At 71.8% G+C, this 16,332-nt stretch carries 15 protein-coding genes and 1 tRNA gene; 11 read left to right on the forward strand and 5 right to left on the reverse strand.

The window, feature by feature from the left end; all coding sequences use genetic code 11:
• Nucleotides 1–153: 153 nt before the first annotated feature.
• Nucleotides 154–1,431 carry a M6 family metalloprotease domain-containing protein gene (locus ACH41F_RS18175; protein ID WP_391234317.1) on the forward strand — a complete coding sequence of 426 codons (1,278 nt, stop codon included), beginning with the start codon at nucleotides 154–156 and terminating at the stop codon, nucleotides 1,429–1,431.
• Nucleotides 1,432–1,836: 405 nt separating this feature from the next.
• Complete coding sequence (locus tag ACH41F_RS18180; RefSeq protein WP_391234315.1) at nucleotides 1,837–3,537, forward strand: IclR family transcriptional regulator C-terminal domain-containing protein; 1,701 nt, start codon at nucleotides 1,837–1,839, stop codon at nucleotides 3,535–3,537.
• Between the two features lie 140 nt (nucleotides 3,538–3,677).
• Here ACH41F_RS18180 and ACH41F_RS18185 read toward each other — a convergent pair whose 3' ends face one another.
• Nucleotides 3,678–5,027 carry an aminotransferase class I/II-fold pyridoxal phosphate-dependent enzyme gene (locus tag ACH41F_RS18185; RefSeq protein ID WP_391234313.1) on the reverse strand — a complete coding sequence of 450 codons (1,350 nt, stop codon included), beginning with the start codon at nucleotides 5,025–5,027 and terminating at the stop codon, nucleotides 3,678–3,680.
• A gap of 114 nt (nucleotides 5,028–5,141) precedes the next feature.
• Here ACH41F_RS18185 and ACH41F_RS18190 point away from each other — a divergent pair, with 114 nt between their 5' ends.
• From ACH41F_RS18190 to ACH41F_RS18200, 3 genes are all read left to right on the forward strand, one after another.
• Nucleotides 5,142–5,789 (forward strand): LysE family transporter, encoded by a 648-nt coding sequence (locus tag ACH41F_RS18190; protein WP_391234311.1) that lies wholly within the window; start codon nucleotides 5,142–5,144, stop codon nucleotides 5,787–5,789.
• 86 nt (nucleotides 5,790–5,875) lie between these two features.
• Nucleotides 5,876–5,948: transfer RNA gene (locus ACH41F_RS18195), tRNA-Arg, on the forward strand.
• A 299-nt stretch (nucleotides 5,949–6,247) separates the two neighbouring features.
• Nucleotides 6,248–6,715, forward strand: coding sequence for a hypothetical protein (locus ACH41F_RS18200; protein WP_398836552.1), 468 nt, complete (start codon nucleotides 6,248–6,250; stop codon nucleotides 6,713–6,715).
• Nucleotides 6,716–6,809: 94 nt separating this feature from the next.
• Here ACH41F_RS18200 and ACH41F_RS18205 read toward each other — a convergent pair whose 3' ends face one another.
• Complete coding sequence (locus ACH41F_RS18205; RefSeq protein ID WP_391234307.1) at nucleotides 6,810–7,895, reverse strand: substrate-binding domain-containing protein; 1,086 nt, start codon at nucleotides 7,893–7,895, stop codon at nucleotides 6,810–6,812.
• Between the two features lie 436 nt (nucleotides 7,896–8,331).
• Between ACH41F_RS18205 and ACH41F_RS18210 the strand changes: the two genes are divergently transcribed.
• The 4 genes from ACH41F_RS18210 (at nucleotide 8,332) to ACH41F_RS18225 (ending at nucleotide 10,858) form a co-directional block, all read left to right on the forward strand.
• On the forward strand, nucleotides 8,332–9,000 hold the full coding sequence (locus ACH41F_RS18210; protein ID WP_391234305.1) for a glycoside hydrolase family 11 protein: 669 nt from the start codon (nucleotides 8,332–8,334) through the stop codon (nucleotides 8,998–9,000).
• An 11-nt stretch (nucleotides 9,001–9,011) separates the two neighbouring features.
• Complete coding sequence (locus ACH41F_RS18215; protein WP_391234303.1) at nucleotides 9,012–9,734, forward strand: polysaccharide deacetylase family protein; 723 nt, start codon at nucleotides 9,012–9,014, stop codon at nucleotides 9,732–9,734.
• A 105-nt stretch (nucleotides 9,735–9,839) separates the two neighbouring features.
• Nucleotides 9,840–10,604, forward strand: coding sequence for a hypothetical protein (locus tag ACH41F_RS18220; protein ID WP_391234301.1), 765 nt, complete (start codon nucleotides 9,840–9,842; stop codon nucleotides 10,602–10,604).
• A gap of 29 nt (nucleotides 10,605–10,633) precedes the next feature.
• Complete coding sequence (locus ACH41F_RS18225; RefSeq protein ID WP_391234299.1) at nucleotides 10,634–10,858, forward strand: cold-shock protein; 225 nt, start codon at nucleotides 10,634–10,636, stop codon at nucleotides 10,856–10,858.
• 7 nt (nucleotides 10,859–10,865) lie between these two features.
• Here the strand turns inward: ACH41F_RS18225 and ACH41F_RS18230 are convergent, their stop codons facing one another.
• The 3 genes from ACH41F_RS18230 to ACH41F_RS18240 form a co-directional block, all read right to left on the reverse strand.
• Nucleotides 10,866–12,104: a DegT/DnrJ/EryC1/StrS family aminotransferase gene (locus tag ACH41F_RS18230; protein WP_391234297.1), complete on the reverse strand. Its 1,239-nt coding sequence runs from the start codon at nucleotides 12,102–12,104 to the stop codon at nucleotides 10,866–10,868.
• Nucleotides 12,105–12,216: 112 nt separating this feature from the next.
• A complete protein-coding gene (locus ACH41F_RS18235) occupies nucleotides 12,217–13,326 on the reverse strand; it encodes a GNAT family N-acetyltransferase (RefSeq protein ID WP_398836554.1) in 1,110 nt (369 codons plus the stop codon).
• Between the two features lie 104 nt (nucleotides 13,327–13,430).
• Nucleotides 13,431–14,657 carry an MFS transporter gene (locus ACH41F_RS18240; protein ID WP_391234293.1) on the reverse strand — a complete coding sequence of 409 codons (1,227 nt, stop codon included), beginning with the start codon at nucleotides 14,655–14,657 and terminating at the stop codon, nucleotides 13,431–13,433.
• Between the two features lie 71 nt (nucleotides 14,658–14,728).
• Here ACH41F_RS18240 and ACH41F_RS18245 point away from each other — a divergent pair, with 71 nt between their 5' ends.
• Both ACH41F_RS18245 and ACH41F_RS18250 read left to right on the forward strand, forming a co-directional pair.
• Nucleotides 14,729–15,754 carry an ArsR/SmtB family transcription factor gene (locus ACH41F_RS18245; protein WP_398836555.1) on the forward strand — a complete coding sequence of 342 codons (1,026 nt, stop codon included), beginning with the start codon at nucleotides 14,729–14,731 and terminating at the stop codon, nucleotides 15,752–15,754.
• Between the two features lie 47 nt (nucleotides 15,755–15,801).
• Nucleotides 15,802–16,305, forward strand: a complete 504-nt coding sequence (locus ACH41F_RS18250; protein WP_391234289.1) for a glutathione peroxidase — start codon at nucleotides 15,802–15,804, stop codon at nucleotides 16,303–16,305.
• The last annotated feature ends 27 nt before the right edge of the window (nucleotides 16,306–16,332 follow it).

A 16,332-nucleotide genomic window follows, 5' to 3' on the forward strand; every position in this document is an offset into this window, starting at 1 on the left:
AGGGAAAGATTTCATGTGACCTGAATCACAAAGCGGTCCGAGAGAAACCCACGTTCGGCCTCTCCAGCGAGCGCCCACCCCACCCGCGACACAGGGTGATCGCAAGGGTGCAGCCCGTGGACCTGCGGCTGCCGGGGACGGAAGAGGGCGTGCATGCAGCAGACCAGCCGGATACGACCGCGCCGCCTCGCCGCCCTCGCCTCCGTCACCGCGCTGACCCTCGGCGTCTGCACCTCGGCCGGCACCGAGCACCTCACGCCCCCGCCCGCGCCCGCGGGAGCCGGCCCCGTCGCGCTGGCCCGCACCTCCGCCCACGGCCCCTGCATGATCCGCGGCGGCACCGCCGTCCAGATGTCGGAGGGCGTGCCCACCCCCGGCGGCTACTCCCGCTCCACCGGCACGGTCCGCGCCCTCACCCTGATGATCGACTTCTCGGACGCCCCGGGCCGCGGCCGCGCGCTCGACCGCTTCGAGGAGTTCTTCCCGCAGACCCGCGACTGGTTCCGCACCAGTTCCTACGGCCGTCTCGACTACCGCGCCGAGACCCCCGTCCCCGGCTGGCTGCGCATGCCGAAGTCCTTCGGCTCCTACGGCATAGAGCGCGGCGCCCCCTTCGACCCCGGCTACCGGGAGCTGGTCCAGGACATCGTGGCCGCCGCCGACCCGAAGGTGGACTTCCGCTCGTACGACTTCCTGAACGTGCTGGTCACCCCGAACGCCGGCCCCTCCGCGCTGGACACCGTCCTGTCGGTGACCTTCGCCGGGAACCCGGACGCGCCGGTGGCCGACGGGGTGCCGGTGGCCAACGCGTCCTTCGTGTACTCACGTCAGGACGACGGCTCCGGTTCCTTCCCGCGCACCGGCTACCGGGTGCTGCCGCACGAGAACGGCCATGTCTTCGGCCTGCCCGACCTCTACACCGCCGAGGGCGGCGGCGCGGTCGGCCACTGGGACATCATGAGCGAGGACTGGGGCGCCAACAACGACCTGCTCGGCTGGCACAAGTGGAAGCTGGGCTGGCTGGACCCCTCCCAGGTCAGCTGTGTGACCACGCCGGGCACCACCGAGTACGCGCTGACCCCGCTGGCCCGCTCCGGCGGCCACAAACTGCTCTTCGTACCGGTCAGCCCCCGCACCGGGTACGCCGTCGAGCTGCGCACCCGCGACGGCAACGACGAGGCGGTGTGCCGGCCGGGCGTACTGATCTACCGGGTCGACGCGGACGTGGACACCGGCATGGGCCCGGTCTCGGTCTACGACTCCGAGCGCGACAGCGGCGGCTGCACCCGCAGCCCCAACGTCCACGCGGAGCTCTCCGACGCGCCCTTCACCTCCGGCGAGGACTTCCAGGACCGCAAGAAGGGCATCCGCATCAGCGTGCTGGGGACGGACCCGGCCGAGGACTATCGGGTGCGGGTGACGCGGAGGTGAGTGGGCGGGGGGTGCGGGGCTGGTCGGGGGGTGCCGGGGGCGCGGGCCGGGGCGCCGGGATCTGGCTGAGGGTTGTCGGGTGCGTGTGACGCGGGGGTGAGTGGCCGGGGGGCGCGGGTCTGGCCAGGGGTTGTCGGGTGCGCGGGCCGGGGCGCCGGGATCTGGCCGAGGACTGCCGGGTGCGCGGACCCCGGGCGCCGGGATCTGGCCGAGGATCGCCGGGTGCGTGTGACGCGGGGGTGAGCAACCGGGGGCGGCGCGGGTCCGGCCGAGGACTGTCGGGTGCACGGACCGGGGCGCCCGGATACGGCCGAGGAATGCCGGGTGCGCGTGACGCGGAGGTGAGTGGCCGGGGCGGACCGGGATTACGGTAGGCCTTCCCGCGACCGCCGTACCGGAGAACCGATGCCCGCGAAGACCACCACGGACCACCCGGCCGCCCTGGCTTCGGCCGGCTCCGCCGCCGCACCGGCCGAGGCGGTCACCCCGCTGATCCGCGGTGTCGCCGTGCTGCGGGAACTGACCGAGGCGGGCGGCACCCTCAGCCCGAGCGCCCTGGAACGCGCGACCGGCCTCGCCCGCTCCACGATCGACCGCATCACCTCGACCCTGGCCCGGATGGGACACGTCCGCGTCGACGGCCGAGACGTGGTCCTGACCCCCCGGCTGATGGAGCTCGGCAACGCCTATCTGGCGGCCCTGCGGCTGCCGGCCCTGCTGGACGCCCGGGCCGACCGGCTCGCCGACGAACTGGACGAGTCGGTGTCCCTCGCGGTCGCCGACCGCGACGGCATCCGCTTCATCCACCAGCACACCCGCCGCCGCGCGATGTCCCTGAGCTTCCGCATCGGCGACCTGCTCCCGGCCGAACGCACCGCGCCGGGTGCCCTGTTCGCGACGGAGTGGACGGCCACCGACTGGGCCGGCTGGCGCGCCCGCCGGGCGGCGGATCCCGAGGACCGCGGCTTTCCCGCCGTACCCCCGCGCGAACAGCCCGCCCCCACCGCGGAGTTCGAGCGGCGGGTACGGCAGGCGGGGGTGGACGGCTGGGCGCTGGACGACCAGTTGATCGAGCCGGGCCTGGTGGCCGTCGCGGTTCCGGTACGGGATCCCCGTACCGGCCGGATCGCGTGCGCGGCCAGCGTCGTGAGCCACACCAGCCGGCACACCGCGGCGGGCCTGCGCGAGACGCTGCTGCCGCGGCTGCGGGCGGCGGTGGCGGACATGGAGCGGGAGTTGCGGGAGGCGCCGGCCGGCGACACGGAGCCGCCGCCCTGCGATCTGGCCCTGTGGACCGGGGCGTCGAAGCAGGAACTGGGCCGGGAGTTCATCGAGTCCCTGGCCCGTGGGCTGACGGTGCTGACCGCCTTCGGCGAGGGCCGGGCCTCCCTGACACTGACCGAGGTGGCCAAGGCGACAGGCCTGGCACGGGCGACCGCACGCCGGGCGCTGATCACCTACGAGCACCTGGGACTGGTGACGGCGACCCCGCACCGCACGTTCACGCTCACACCGCGGGTGCTGTCCCTGGGCTTCCCGCCGCTGTCGCGGACTTCGCTGCCGCAGATCGCCACACCGCACCTCGCGGAACTGGCCGCGCGCATCCACGAGTCGGCGTCCCTGGCGGTGCTCACGGCCCCCGGCGTCTCGGGGCACGAGATCCAGTACACGGCCCGGGTGGCCACCCAGCGCGTGATGAGCGTGAACCTCGCCGTCGGCACCCGGCTGCCCGCGTACGCCACCTCCATGGGCCGTGTGCTGCTGGCCGGACTCCCCGCCGCACAGCGGGAGTTCGGCGAACTGCGCCCGCTGACCTCCCACACCGTGACGGACCCCGAGGCGCTCACCCGGGCGCTCGACGAGGTCCGCGCACAGGGATACGCCCTCGTGGACGAGGAGTTGGAGGAGGGGCTGCGCTCGATCGCGGTCCCGGTGCGCGACCGCAGCGGGACGGTGGTGGCGGCGCTGAACACCGCGATGCACACCACCCGCCGGACCACCGCGGAGTGCGTCCGCGACCTCCTGCCCGAACTCAGGGAGACGGCGGCCCGGATCGAGGGGGAGCTGCGGGTGGCGGCGCGGTTCACCCGGGTGCCGGTGGTGTGAGCGGGGGCCGGGGGGCGGCGGTGCGCGCTGGTCACGGGCCCGGGGGTCAGGCGCGGCGGGCCCCCTGTCCACGACGGAGAACGTACCGGTGACGGCGACGGCGACGGCGCGGCGACGGCGAGGTTGGGGCGCCGCCGGGGTCAGCCGGTGACGAGTTCCTCCGGTGTGGAGCGGGCGAGTTCGGCGAGGGTGCCGAGGGCCCGGGCCAGTACCTCCGGCGGGGGTGTGGCGAGGCCGAGCCGGACCGCGTTCGGGGCGTGGTGGTCGGGCGTGGTGAACGCGGCGGCGGGCACCACCCCGATGCCGTGCCGGGCGGCCGCGGCGACGAAGGTGTCCGCGCGCCACGGCCGCGGCAGCCGCCACCAGCAGTGGTAGGAACGCTGCTCGCCCCGCACCTCGAACCCCTCGAGACAGCGGGCCGCGATCCGCTGCCGGGCCACGGCCTCCCGCTGCTTGGCCGCGACCAGCGCCTGGACGACGCCGTCCTGCTGCCAGCGGTGCGTGGCCTCCAGGGCGAAGCGGGCCGGGGCCCAGCCGCCCGACCGCAGGGCGGAGAGGATCCCGTTCGTCAGCGCGGCCGGCGCCACCACGAAGCCGAGCGTCAGGCCGGGGGCGACCCGCTTGGAGAGGCTGTCGACCAGCACCGTCCGCTCGGGCGCGTACGCGGCGAGCGGCGGCAACTCGTCCTGGAGAAAAGCCCAGATGGCGTCCTCCACCGCGACGATCCCCAGCCGGTTCAGCACGTCGGCGAGCTGCTGGACCCGCTCGGCGGGCATGGTGAGCGAGAGCGGGTTGTGCAGCCTCGGCTGGACGTAGACGGCGTGCAGCGGAGCCGCCGCGTGGGCCTCGGCCACGGCCTGCGGGACCAGTCCGGACTCGTCCATGGCGAGCGGGACCAGGGTGATGCCGAGACCTGAGGCGATGGCCTTGACGACGGGGTACGTCAGCTCCTCGACGCCGAGCCGGCCGCCGGGCGGCACGAGGGCGCTGACGACGGCCGAGATCGCCTGTCGTCCGTTGCCCGCGAAGAGGACCTGGGCCGGGTCCGGGCGCCAGCCGCCGCGGGCGAGCGTGTCGACGGCGGACTCGCGTGCGGTGGGGAAGCCGACGGTGCCGACCGGGCGCAGGGCGTGTCCGAGGGCGTCGGGCCGCAGCAGCCCGGCGAGCGCGTCGGCGAGGAGCGCGTTCTGCTCGGGTACGACCGGATAGTTGAGCTCCAGGTCGATCCGGCCCCCGTCGGCGGGTTCGGTGAGGGCGGGGGCGGACACCGCGGACTCGGCGGGCACCGCGCGGACGAAGGTGCCGCGCCCCACCTCGCCCACCGTCAGGCCCCGGCGCCCCAGTTCGCGGTACACGCGGGCGGCGGTGGAGCCGGCGATGCCGTGCTGCCGGGCGAAGGCGCGCTGCGGGGGGAGGCGGTCGCCGGGGCGCAGGGCGCCGGACCTGATCTCCGCGGCGACGGCGTCGGCGACGCTCTGGTAGTCGTTCACGACCCTCCACCCAACCACAGCATTGCACCGAGCGCAATATAAAGATTGCACCGATGCAATCGGAAGCCCTAATCTCGAGCAATACAGCGGCGCGGCGGCGGGACGGGGGCTCTCATGATCGAACCGAGCGGGCTGATCGGCGTGGCGGTGGTGGCACTGGGCATGGTGCTCACGCCCGGCCCGAACATGATCTATCTCGTCTCCCGCAGCATCACCCAGGGCAGACGGGCGGGCCTGGTCTCCCTCGGCGGCGTCGCGCTGGGCTTCATGGTCTACCTGCTCGCCGCGAACCTCGGCCTGTCGGTCGTCTTCGCCGCGGTGCCGGAGCTGTACTTCACGGTCAAGCTCGCGGGCGCGGCCTACCTCGCCTACCTGGCCTGGAACGCCCTGAGGCCGGGCGGGGTCTCCGTCTTCGCACCGCAGGACGTACCGCCCGACTCGCCCCGCAGGCTGTTCACGATGGGCCTGATGACGAACCTCCTGAACCCGAAGATCGCCATCATGTACGTCTCGCTCATCCCCCAGTTCATCGACCTGGACCGTGGCCACGTCCTCCTCCAGGGCCTGCTCCTGGGCTCGGTCCAGATCGTGGTCAGCGTCGCGGTCAACCTCTGCCTCGTCCTGGCGGCCGGCGCGATCGCGGTCTTCCTGGCCCGCCGCCCCTCCTGGCTCAGGGTCCAGCGCTACGCCATGGGCACGATCCTGGGCACCCTGGCGATCTCCCTCGCCATCGACACCACACCCCCGACCAAGCCGAACTGACGCCCGCCCACAGCACCCCGACGCCGGTCACGGCCCCCACACCACCCGCTACACTGTCGCCGGTGGCATCGCACACGCCACGCCTCGCCTTCGTAGCTCAGGGGATAGAGCACCGCTCTCCTAAAGCGGGTGTCGCAGGTTCGAATCCTGCCGGGGGCACGAGATCCACAAGGGGAAAGGCCCCGGAACTCCCAGGTCAGGGATGGTCCGGGGCCTTTCTCGTGCCCGACGCCCCACTCTGCCTCGGTCCGGCTGACGGATCAGGTCATCATCAACAGCCGTGTTCAGGATCGCCCGCACGATCTGGTCAGCCTTGACCACGGTCGGCTCACCTGTCCGCGCGAGGCACCGTGCGCCAGGCCCGAACGCGAGCGGTCGTGGCTCCGCAGCGGCTCCGGCCCACGGTCGTTCGACCGACCGCGCGGTATCGTGCCGCCACGGGGAGGCGGGAGGGCATCATGAGCGAGGGCATCAGCCGAGAGCGGTTTGAGGTCGGTGACGTCTTGCTCGTCAGCTGCCCGTCAGCACGTGCACGAGTCGTCCACGTGACCCCGCGAGAAGTCTCGGTCGAGTGGCCGTGGGGACAGATTGATCCGAGCTCTGAGATCCGGTGGAACGGCCACAGGTCAATCCCCTGCACTGCGCCAGACGATGAGTGGGGCGGGCTCTTCCAGATCGACCCACATCCGGGACACCTGGAGGTCGGCGGCTACTGCCTCGTGGGCATCCCCGAGACTCTCGTACGGATCATCGACATTGGTCGTTTCGACCCACCGGCAGACGTGGGATGGCTTCCGAGACCTCACACCATGTTGATCGTGTTGCCGGTCGCCCATCCGCGCGCCCCCCGCGCGGAGGAAGAGGGCGACACCATCGACCTCGAATCGGCGGCTCCCATCAAAATCGATCTCCTCTCGCGGGGCTGACGAGTCATCTTCCGGGCCGTCTCTGAGCCGTGCGGAGATACGCAACGACGCCCACCCCGACCTCCACCACCGAGCCGCCCCCGCCCGAAGCCCCCTACTTCAGCTCGTCCGCCGTGAAGTACTCGTCCTTGATCAAGATGTCGTAGTTGGACTTGTCGACGCTCGTCGGCTGGAGCAGGACCGCGGGGACGGCCTTGACGCCGTTCTTGTAGGCGACCGCGCTGTCCACCCACGGGTCCCGGTCGCTGAGGACGTCGTCGACCACCTCCGCGGCGGCGGTGGCGAGCCGGCGGACGTCCTTGAAGACCGTCTGGGACTGCTGACCGGCGATGATCGACTTCACCGATGCCAGCTCGGCGTCCTGGCCGGTGATGATCGGCAGCGGCTTGGCGCCGGTGCCGTAGCCGTCGGAGGTGACCGCGGTCAGGATGCCGCGCGAGATGCCGTCGTACGGCGAGAGGACCGCGTCGATCCGTCGGTCGCGGTACCACTTGGCGAGGAGGCCGGTCATGCGCTTCTCCGCGGTGGGGCCGTCCCAGCGCAGGGTGGTGATCTGCTTGAGCTCGGTCTCGCCGGACGGGACGACCAACTGCTTGTTCTCCAGGAAGGGTTGCAGCAACGCCATCGAACCGTCGAAGAAATACTTGGTGTTGTTGTCGTCGGGCGAGCCGGCGAACAGCTCGATGGCGAACGGGCCCTTGCCGTCCTCCAGGCCGAGCTTCTTGATGATGTGGCGGGCCTGCATCCGGCCGACCATCTCGTTGTCGAACGAGACGTAGTAGTCGACGTTCTTGGTGCCGAGGATGAGCCGGTCGTAGGAGATCACCGGGATCTTCGCGTCGGCGGCCTGCTGGAGCACCCCGTTCAGCGACTTGTTGTCGATCGCCGCGATGATCAGCGCGTCGACGCCGTCCTTGACCAACTGCCCGATCTGCGCGACCTGCGCCTTGGGGTCGTCGTCGCCGTAGACCAGCTTGCTCTTGTAGCCCATGTCCTTCAGACGGTCGACGACGCTCTTGCCGTCCATGAGCCAGCGGTCGGAGGCCCGGGTCGGCATGGCGATCCCGACGGTACCGCCCCCCGAGCCGCTCCCGGCACTGCCCTCGTTCTCCTTGCCGCAGGCGGACAGGGTGAGGGCGAGGGACGCGGCTCCGGCGAGGACGGCTCTGCGATTGAGCATGGTGATGGTTCCTTGTGCCTCTCGTCATTGAGGGGGGTGACGGCTGGTCAGACCGAACTCCAGACAGAGCCGTGCACACAGGTCCAACGGCGAACGTTCGAAATACCGTCACACGTTCGCAAGATTGGCGTGACAGTAGGGGCAGGTGCGCGAGGTGTCAACGGTCCGAACAGGATCGGTTACAGAAACGGCATCATCGGAAGTCGACCGAAACATTCGTAAAGATTCGATCCTGGAGATGATCTCGGAAGGAGGCGAGCGTTCTTACTGACGGCTGCCATATCCGCAAATCGCTTCCCTAGCTGGGGAGTTGAGGGCCAGCCGGACCCCAGCCGCATCCGAATGTTTCGAAACAATTGCCGAAACTGTTGACAGCTGACAGGGACACTCCAAAACTGCCGATGACCGGGCTACTCGACCAGGAGGAGGCAGGCACATGAACCACATCAGTCGCAGGACGTTCGTCAGCGGTGTCGGGACCACGGCGCTGGCCGTCGCGACCGGGGTGGCCTTGCCGGGTACCGCGCACGCGGACACCGTCGTCACCACGAACCAGACCGGCACGAACAACGGGTACTACTACTCGTTCTGGACCGACGCCCCGGGCACCGTCTCGATGACGCTCGCCTCCGGTGGCTCCTACCGCACCTCGTGGCGCAACACCGGCAACTTCGTAGCCGGCAAGGGGTGGGCCAACGGCAGTCGCAGGACCGTGAGTTACTCCGGTTCCTTCAGCCCGTCCGGGAACGCCTACCTGTGTCTGTACGGCTGGACCTCGGGCCCGCTGGTCGAGTACTACATCGTCGACAACTGGGGGACCTACCGGCCGACGGGGACGTACAAGGGCAGCGTCACGAGCGACGGCGGCACGTACGACATCTACCAGACCACCCGCTACAACGCCCCGTCCGTGGAGGGCACCCGCACCTTCAACCAGTACTGGAGCGTCCGGCAGTCCCGGCGGACCGGCGGGTCCATCACCACCGGCAACCACTTCGACGCCTGGGCGCGGGCCGGGATGACGCTCGGCAGCTTCCGCTACTACATGATCATGGCGACCGAGGGCTACCAGAGCAGCGGCAGCTCCAGCATCACGGTGGCCTGAGCATGAACCCCATGAGCCGCAGGAGCCGGCAGACCCGCACCCGGCCCCCGTCCCGCTCTCTCGTCGCCCGGCTCGCGGTCCTCGCGACCGTCGCCGCCGGCACCCTCACCGTCCACGCCGGACCCGTCCACGCCGACCCCGCCCAGGCCGCCGCCGCCTGCACCGGCTACGTCGGTCTCACCTACGACGACGGCCCGTCCGCCAACACCCCGGCCCTGCTGAACGCGCTGCGGCAGAACGGGCTGCGGGCCACCATGTTCAACCAGGGCCAGTACGCCGCCGCCAACCCGGCCCAGGTGCGGGCGCAGGTCAGCGCCGGGATGTGGGTGGGCAACCACAGTTACACCCACCCGCACCTCACCCAGCAGAGCCAGGCGACGATCGACTCCGAGATCTCCCGCACCCAGCAGGCCATCGCGAACGCGGGCGGCGGCACCCCCCGGCTGTTCCGGCCGCCGTACGGCGAGACCAACGCCACCGTCCGGGCGGTGGAGGCCAGGTACGGGCTGACCGAGGTCCTGTGGCAGGTCGACTCGCAGGACTGGAACGGGGCCAGTACGGACGCCATCGTGGCGGCGGCCGGACGGCTGACCAACGGGCAGGTGATCCTCATGCACGACTGGTCCGCCAACTCCCTCGCCGCGGTCCCCCGGATCGCCCGCGGACTGGCCGCCCGCGGTCTGTGCGCCGGGATGATCTCCCCGCAGACCGGCCGCGCCGTGGCCCCCGGCTGACGGACGACCGCGGTACGCGCGGATGCCGTATTCTCGCCGCACCCGCCGTGCCCGTGACCTGGGGGGTTCCAGGGTCCGCGGCCGGCACGAGGCAGATGGGGATCCATGCGTACAGCAGTCATGGGCGCCGCTCTCAGCGGCGCCCTCCTCCTTTCCGGCACCGCCCTCACCGCGCCGGCGGCGTACGCGGCGGAGACGGGGGTGGTGATCGAGAAGGTGTCGGTCAACGGTGGCAAGTCCATCGTGTTCGGTACCTCCCGCACGGAGTCGTTCACGATCGCGGTGACCGTCTCGGACGACTCCGGCATCAGCAAGGACCTCGCGTTCCTGGCGCTCGACCGCGAGAAGGGCGACGACTACTGGTCCTTCCACGGCGTGCCGACGTGCACCGCCGTCAGCTCGACCACGTCCAGCTGCAAGCTCACCGTGCGGCTGGAGAAGGACATCGACCTGCCCCGCAACACCCTCGCGGGCCCCTGGGACGTGTACGTCCAGTTCCAGGCCAAGGACGGCGACTACTACGGCGGCGACCGGGGCACCCACCCCGTCAAGCGCCGCGCCACCCTCGGCGTCGACGCCTCGCCCGAGCCCGTCACCAAGGGCAGGAGCATCACGGTCACCGGCAAGCTGGCCCGCGCCGACTGGGACCGGTACGTCTACGCCGGCTACACCTCGCAGCCGGTCAAGCTCCAGTTCCGTCCGAAGAACAGCAGCACCTACACCACGGTCAAGACCGTCACGACCGACGGCACCGGCAAGCTGCGTACGACCGTCACGGCGTCCCAGGACGGCTACTGGCGCTGGAACTTCGGCGGTACGACCACCACCGCCGCGGTCAAGGCGACCGGCGACTACGTCGACGTACGCTGATGGGAAACAGATGTCGGAGGGTTCCCCGCATGGTGATCGCGACGGTCCGTGAGTGGCGGGACGAGGAGGGCTGGGGCGTGCTCGACAGCCCCGAGACCCCGGGCGGTTGCTTCGGGCACTACGCCGACATCCAGAGCCCGGGCTTTCGCACCCTCTCCCCCGGCCAGCAGGTCGAGTTGGAGTGGGAGGCCCCCGGCTTCCGGCAGGACGGGTACGACTACCGCGCGGTGAGCATCGTGCCCCGCCCTGCCTGAAGCCCGCTCACTGGCCGAGGGGCGCCGGCGGGGTCGTGTCCGGGACGGCCTTCGGGGGTGCCGGGGCCGGCGGGCGGGCGGGCGCCACCCGCTCCTTCGTCAGGGCCTTGGTGACCTTGCGGGCCAACAGCGGGTCCACCGGCAGGACATGGGAGGCGAACCAGCGGGCGGGCCCCGGGTCCGGGGAGGGTTCCACGAACTCCGCGCCCGCGTAGTCGTCCAGCGGCGGGTCGTAGATGTACCCGGTGACCATCCCGTGGCCCACCAGGCGTTCCACCAGCTCGTCGCGGCCCTCCACCAGGAGCGGTACGCGGAAGAGCGGGAGGGGACCGTGGTGGGCCGCCCGGTCCCGGAGCGCCGGGGACGCCCAGGGGGTGCCGGACAGCAGGGTCACCCCCTGGCGGCGGTGGGAGAGGTTCTCGTCCAGCAGGTTCAGGCGCAGGTTCAGGCCCGCCCGCAGCAGGCGTCCGTGGCGGGCGCGGTAGTCGTGCAGGTCCACGCGGATCCAGGGGTCGTACGGCGGCAGGCCCGGGGCCTCGTATGCGCTGAGGGCCAGCCGCGGGGCGTGCAGGGCCATCCGGAAGGCGTCGCGTTCCATCAGGCCCAGGCGTTGCATGGTGCGCCAGGTGGGGCGTACGAGGTGCAGGGCGCGGACCGTCGAGCGGGCCAGGGGGCGCAGGCCGGCGGCCAGGTCCGCGGTGAGCCGGGCGGGGGTGAGCAGGTCGTCCCGCAGGAGCTCCAACTCCCGTCTCGTGCGGGCGTCCTCGACCGCGAGGAAGCCGCCCGCCATCGCGGCCACGTGCTTGGACAGGCTGAAGGCCGCGGCCGTGCCGAAGGTGCCGATCGGCTGTCCGTCCACGTGCGTGCCGATCGCGTGCGCCGCGTCCTCGATCAGCGGGATGCCCAACTGGGCGCACCGGTCCCGGAGTTGGACGATGCGGTCCGGCATCCCGTACAGGCTCGTGGTCAGGACGGCGTCCACCTCGCGCCAGGTGGACTCGGGGACGGCGTCCGGGTCGATGTTGCCGTCCCAGGGCGACACCGGGGCCTGGACCGGGCGCAGGCCGGCCGCCAGGACGACGAAGAGGATCACGTCGTCGTTCACGGGGGACATCAGGACCCTGGCGCCGGGGCGGCACCAGCGCCGCAGGGCCAGGTAGAGGGCCAGTCGCGCCGAGGGCGTGAAGACGCATTCCCGTCCGAGCCGCCGCGTCATCGTCGCGGCGAGCCGCGATCCGTACGGCATCGTCACCTCTTCCCGCAAGGAGTGATGGAGGGGGCAGGAGTCCCGTGGACGGGATCTCCGAAGGGGCACCCGGCAGCGGTCTCGCGCTCTCGGATGCCGTACGAGGCGACGCTCAGGGCGTCTTCGCGCGCAGCGCGCCGACCGTCCGCAGCAGGCGGTCGGCCGGTTCCCGCAGCCGCGGGTGCGCCAGCACCGTGTTCCTGAGGCCCCGGACGGGTCTGCGCCACAGCCGGTGGGCCGCGGCGACCGGGTGGGGCCGGTAGGCGAAGCCCTCGCCGACGCGCAGTTCCCGCGTCTTGAGCCAGTCCTTGTACTCCTTGTCGCCGCGCCCCAGGTCCATCACGCGCACGCCCCGCCGTCCCGCCGCCTCCGCCATCCGCAGGTGCATCAGCAACCCCGGTGAGTAGTAGCGCAGTTCGGGGTCGTACGCCGTGAACCAGGCGGCGAACACGGTGCGCGAGGTGGGGCCGAAGTGGGCGGCGACCGGCCGGTCACCGGCGTAGACGACCGACAGGACGCCGGTGAGGTGCTCCTCGCGCAGCTGGAAGAGGTGGTCGGTGAGGGCGACGATCCAGGGCCGGGCGAAGCGGTCCATGCGGCCGGTGCGGCGGTACTGGGCCGACTTCCACCGCATCAGCTGCCGCAGCGCCCGCGGGTCCCGCTCGTCGAAGACGAACCGCAACGGGCCGTGGTCGCGGGCCAGTCGGCGTTCTTTCTTCAGGACCGTCTTGGCCAGTCCCGGGTAGGCGCCGCGCAGCCACTGCGGATAGTCGCCGTCGGCGGCCCTGAGGTCGACGACCGGGGAGGCGAAGGTCCCGGTGACGTACCGGCCCAGCGGCTTCTGCTCGTCGACCAGGTGGTCGAACTCGAAGACCGACAGCCCGCAGGCCCGCAGCAACTCCCCCATGTCCCAGGTGACTCCGGGCCGGTGGACGAGCGCCTGGCAGTCGGAGAGGCCGAGACCGATGGCCCGGCCGACGCCGAGGGGGTTGCGTTCGTACGGGAAGAAGCCGACGGGTTCCCCGTGCTCGTGCAGCACCGCCACCCGCGCCCCGCCGCGGTACCGGGCGATGCCGGCGGCGAACTCCGGGGACAGGAACGGGTTCTGGAAGTCGGGCGTCTCGTCCGTCACCCGGTGCCAGGCCTCGCGGAGCTCGGCGCCGAGCTCCTCGGGTCTGTGGATCGTGATCTGGTTCCTCGTGGAGTTGCTCATGGATCGCATGGGCGATCGCTCCCCCCAGTTCCCCCCCATGACGCGCGGGCCGCGTCCTGCCACGCGCACAGTGTGCGGTGAGGCTCAAACGTCGCGAAACAGTACGCAGCCTGTCAAGAGTGCCTGTCGTAACGGAACCGCACGGGGCGGGAGGTTCCGCTCACCTCGGCGGCCCGGCGACGTTCCGGGCGGCGACCGGCCGCCGCCAGCGCCAGCGTCACCGCGATCGACGCCGCCGCCATCACCGTCATGCCCGTCGCGGGGGAGGTCAGCTGGGCCACGGTGCCCGCGAGGGCGGCGGCCACGCCCTGCATGGTGAGCATCCCGGCGGACCGCAGCCCGAGCGCGTGGCCCGCCATGTCGTCCGGGGTGAGGGACATCAGGCGTTCCTGCTGGACCAGGCTCGCGGCGAAGCCGATGTTGGACAGGCCTACCGCCAGGGCCGCGACAGCGACCGGTGGGTGGAACGCGAAGAGCAGGTAGGGCGTCGCCAGCAGCAGGAGCAGTGGGGTGGCCAGCCGGGGGCGCAGCGCGGGGCGTACGAAGCGGCCCACCCACACGTCACCGGCGAACATGCCCAGCGCCCCGCTCGCGAACAGCGCGCCCGCGGCCTCCGGGGCGTAGGAGACGTAGAGGGAATCGCAGCCGACCACCAGGCCGTTGGGGATCCACAGGCCCAGGTAGGTGAGGCGGCGGGGGCGTGAGGACCACAGGACGGCGTTGTTGCGCCAGGTCGCCGTGACCGAGAGGCGACCCGAGGTGCGGGGCGGGCGGGCGGTCAGGCCCAGGCGGTAGCCCAGGGCCTGCGTCAGGTACAGGGCCGCCGCCAGGAGCAGGCAGGCGCGCGGGGACAGCAGTGCCAGGAGCGCGCCGCCCATCGCGAAACCCAGCACCTGCATCAGACCCGAGGCCATGTTGAACATCGAACGCCCCAGTACGAAGCCGGACTTGGGGAGGATCTCGTTCAGCAGACCGCCGGTCACTCCCCCGCCCAGTGACGCGATCAGGCCCTGTACCAGCACCACCGCGAAGACCGCCCAGACCGGCAGCCCGGGCAGCGCCAGCACCGCCGTCAGGGCCGCGAAGGCGAGTCCCGTTCCGGCCAGCGTCGCCCGCGGCGGCAGCCGGTCGGCGCCCGAGAGCAGGAAGGTCGCCCCCAGCACCTGCGCCAGCTGCGGGCCGAACATGCTCATCGCCGCCAGCAGCGGCGAGTCCGTGGCCCGGTAGACCAGCGTCGCGAGCGACAGACCGCCGGTCGTCAGGGCCGCGTTGAAGGCGGCGTAGGAGAGGAAGAAGGGGGTGAACTCCGGGGTGCGGAACAGGTCGCGATAGCTGCGCATGGACGGGAGTCTCGGAGCGATCACCGGCCGGTCGTTAATGTTTCGCGCAGACACGAAAGGTCGTACGACACATGGGCCAGTGGCTGATCGACGCCGACACCCTCGCCCGCAGCCGCTTCCTGCTCTCGCCGTTCGCCGAGACCTTCGCGAACCTGTGGCTGCTGCACCGGGCGACCGGCACCCACCCGGGCGAGGAGACCTGGCTGCGCGCGCACCTGCCCGGCTACCGCGCGCTCCTCGCCGCCGACCCGGTGACCGGACCGCTCGTCGACGCCGCGCTGCGGTCCTGGATCGCCGACTTCGTGTGCCCCACCCCGCGCGCCGGGGAGCCCTTCGAGGAGACGGTGGCCCGGGTTCGGGCGACCGCCCCCGACGCGGCCCGCGCCCACCTGCGCGTCTCCCTGGCCGGGCCGCTCCCCGCCGTCCTGGAGCGGGACGACCTGCCCGAGCGGGCGAACGCGCTGCTCACCTACGTCTGGGAGGAGACGGTACGGCCGTACTGGGACCGTCGGCGCCGGGTCCTGGAGGCCGATGTGACGGCCCGGACCGCGCGGGTGAGCCAGGGCGGGTGGGTCGCCGTGCTGGACTCGCTGCGGCCCTGGACCCGCTGGCTCGGGGAGAGCCGCTTCCAGGTCAACCTGCACGCGTACCCGCCCCGCGAGATCGCCTCCGGCGCCGAGCTGGCCTTCGTCCCGGTGACGACCGGCAACGGCTGGGTGTCGTGGGAGGGCCGGGACCGGTACGCGGTGGTCTACCCGTGCTCCGGGGTGCTCGCCGAGGACCACGACCGGCGGCCGGTACCGGCAGGACTCGGGGCCCTGATCGGCACGGCCCGGGCCCGGGTGCTGATGCTGCTCGACTCGCCCCTGAGCACCACCCAGCTCGTCGCCGTCACCGGGCAGTCGCTCGGCTCGGTCGGCCGCCATCTGCGGGTGCTGCTGGACGCGGGGCTGGTGGAGCGGCGGCGGGCCGGGAGGTCGGTGCTGTACGAGCGGACCGCGGCGGGGGACGTGCTGGTCGAGGCGCCGGGTGCCGGTCCGCGCCCCGAAGGGGCGCGGGGAACGGCGCGCCCCGCCACGGACGGCCCGCGGCCGTAATGCGACCTTCGTTCGGCTGCCCCCGGCGGAGCGCCTAGCATCCGCTTATGACTTCTGACAGCACCTCCCCTCTCTCCGTCGAGATCAACACCCTCCAGGGCGGCGCCGCCGACCTCTCCCAGTACGCCGGCCAGGCCGTCCTCGTGGTGAACGTGGCCTCCAAGTGCGGCCTCACCCCGCAGTACACGGGCCTGGAGAAGCTCCAGAAGGAGTACGCCGACAAGGGCTTCACCGTCCTCGGGGTGCCCTGCAACCAGTTCCTCGGGCAGGAGCCCGGCAGCGCCGAGGAGATCGCGGAGTTCTGCTCGGCGACGTACGGCGTGAGCTTCCCGATGACCGAGAAGGTCGACGTGAACGGGGAGGACCGGCACCCGCTCTACGAGCGGCTGGTCGGCTTCGCGGACGCCGAGGGGCACAGCGGCGACATCCGCTGGAACTTCGAGAAGTTCCTCATCGGCCGCGACGGCACGGTCGTGGCCCGCTTCTCGCCGCAGACCGAGCCGGAGGCCGCCGAGCTGGTCGCCGCCGTGGAGGCGCAGCTCGCCGCTTGACCTTGCCCCTGGGGCAGAGCCGAACCT

This window comes from Streptomyces sp. NPDC020489 (assembly GCF_044386545.1).
Classification (GTDB): Bacteria; Actinomycetota; Actinomycetes; order Streptomycetales; family Streptomycetaceae; genus Streptomyces.

Coding starts and splice junctions, on each gene's coding strand:
- ACH41F_RS18175 (WP_391234317.1), top strand. CDS start 154: ATGCAGCAGACCAGCCGGATACGACCGCGCCGCCTCGCCGCCCTCGCC.
- ACH41F_RS18180 (WP_391234315.1), top strand. CDS start 1,837: ATGCCCGCGAAGACCACCACGGACCACCCGGCCGCCCTGGCTTCGGCC.
- ACH41F_RS18190 (WP_391234311.1), top strand. CDS start 5,142: ATGATCGAACCGAGCGGGCTGATCGGCGTGGCGGTGGTGGCACTGGGC.
- ACH41F_RS18200 (WP_398836552.1), top strand. CDS start 6,248: ATGAGCGAGGGCATCAGCCGAGAGCGGTTTGAGGTCGGTGACGTCTTG.
- ACH41F_RS18205 (WP_391234307.1), bottom strand. CDS start 7,895: ATGCTCAATCGCAGAGCCGTCCTCGCCGGAGCCGCGTCCCTCGCCCTC.
- ACH41F_RS18210 (WP_391234305.1), top strand. CDS start 8,332: ATGAACCACATCAGTCGCAGGACGTTCGTCAGCGGTGTCGGGACCACG.
- ACH41F_RS18215 (WP_391234303.1), top strand. CDS start 9,012: ATGAGCCGCAGGAGCCGGCAGACCCGCACCCGGCCCCCGTCCCGCTCT.
- ACH41F_RS18220 (WP_391234301.1), top strand. CDS start 9,840: ATGCGTACAGCAGTCATGGGCGCCGCTCTCAGCGGCGCCCTCCTCCTT.
- ACH41F_RS18225 (WP_391234299.1), top strand. CDS start 10,634: ATGGTGATCGCGACGGTCCGTGAGTGGCGGGACGAGGAGGGCTGGGGC.
- ACH41F_RS18230 (WP_391234297.1), bottom strand. CDS start 12,104: ATGCCGTACGGATCGCGGCTCGCCGCGACGATGACGCGGCGGCTCGGA.
- ACH41F_RS18235 (WP_398836554.1), bottom strand. CDS start 13,326: ATGCGATCCATGAGCAACTCCACGAGGAACCAGATCACGATCCACAGA.
- ACH41F_RS18240 (WP_391234293.1), bottom strand. CDS start 14,657: ATGCGCAGCTATCGCGACCTGTTCCGCACCCCGGAGTTCACCCCCTTC.
- ACH41F_RS18245 (WP_398836555.1), top strand. CDS start 14,729: ATGGGCCAGTGGCTGATCGACGCCGACACCCTCGCCCGCAGCCGCTTC.
- ACH41F_RS18250 (WP_391234289.1), top strand. CDS start 15,802: ATGACTTCTGACAGCACCTCCCCTCTCTCCGTCGAGATCAACACCCTC.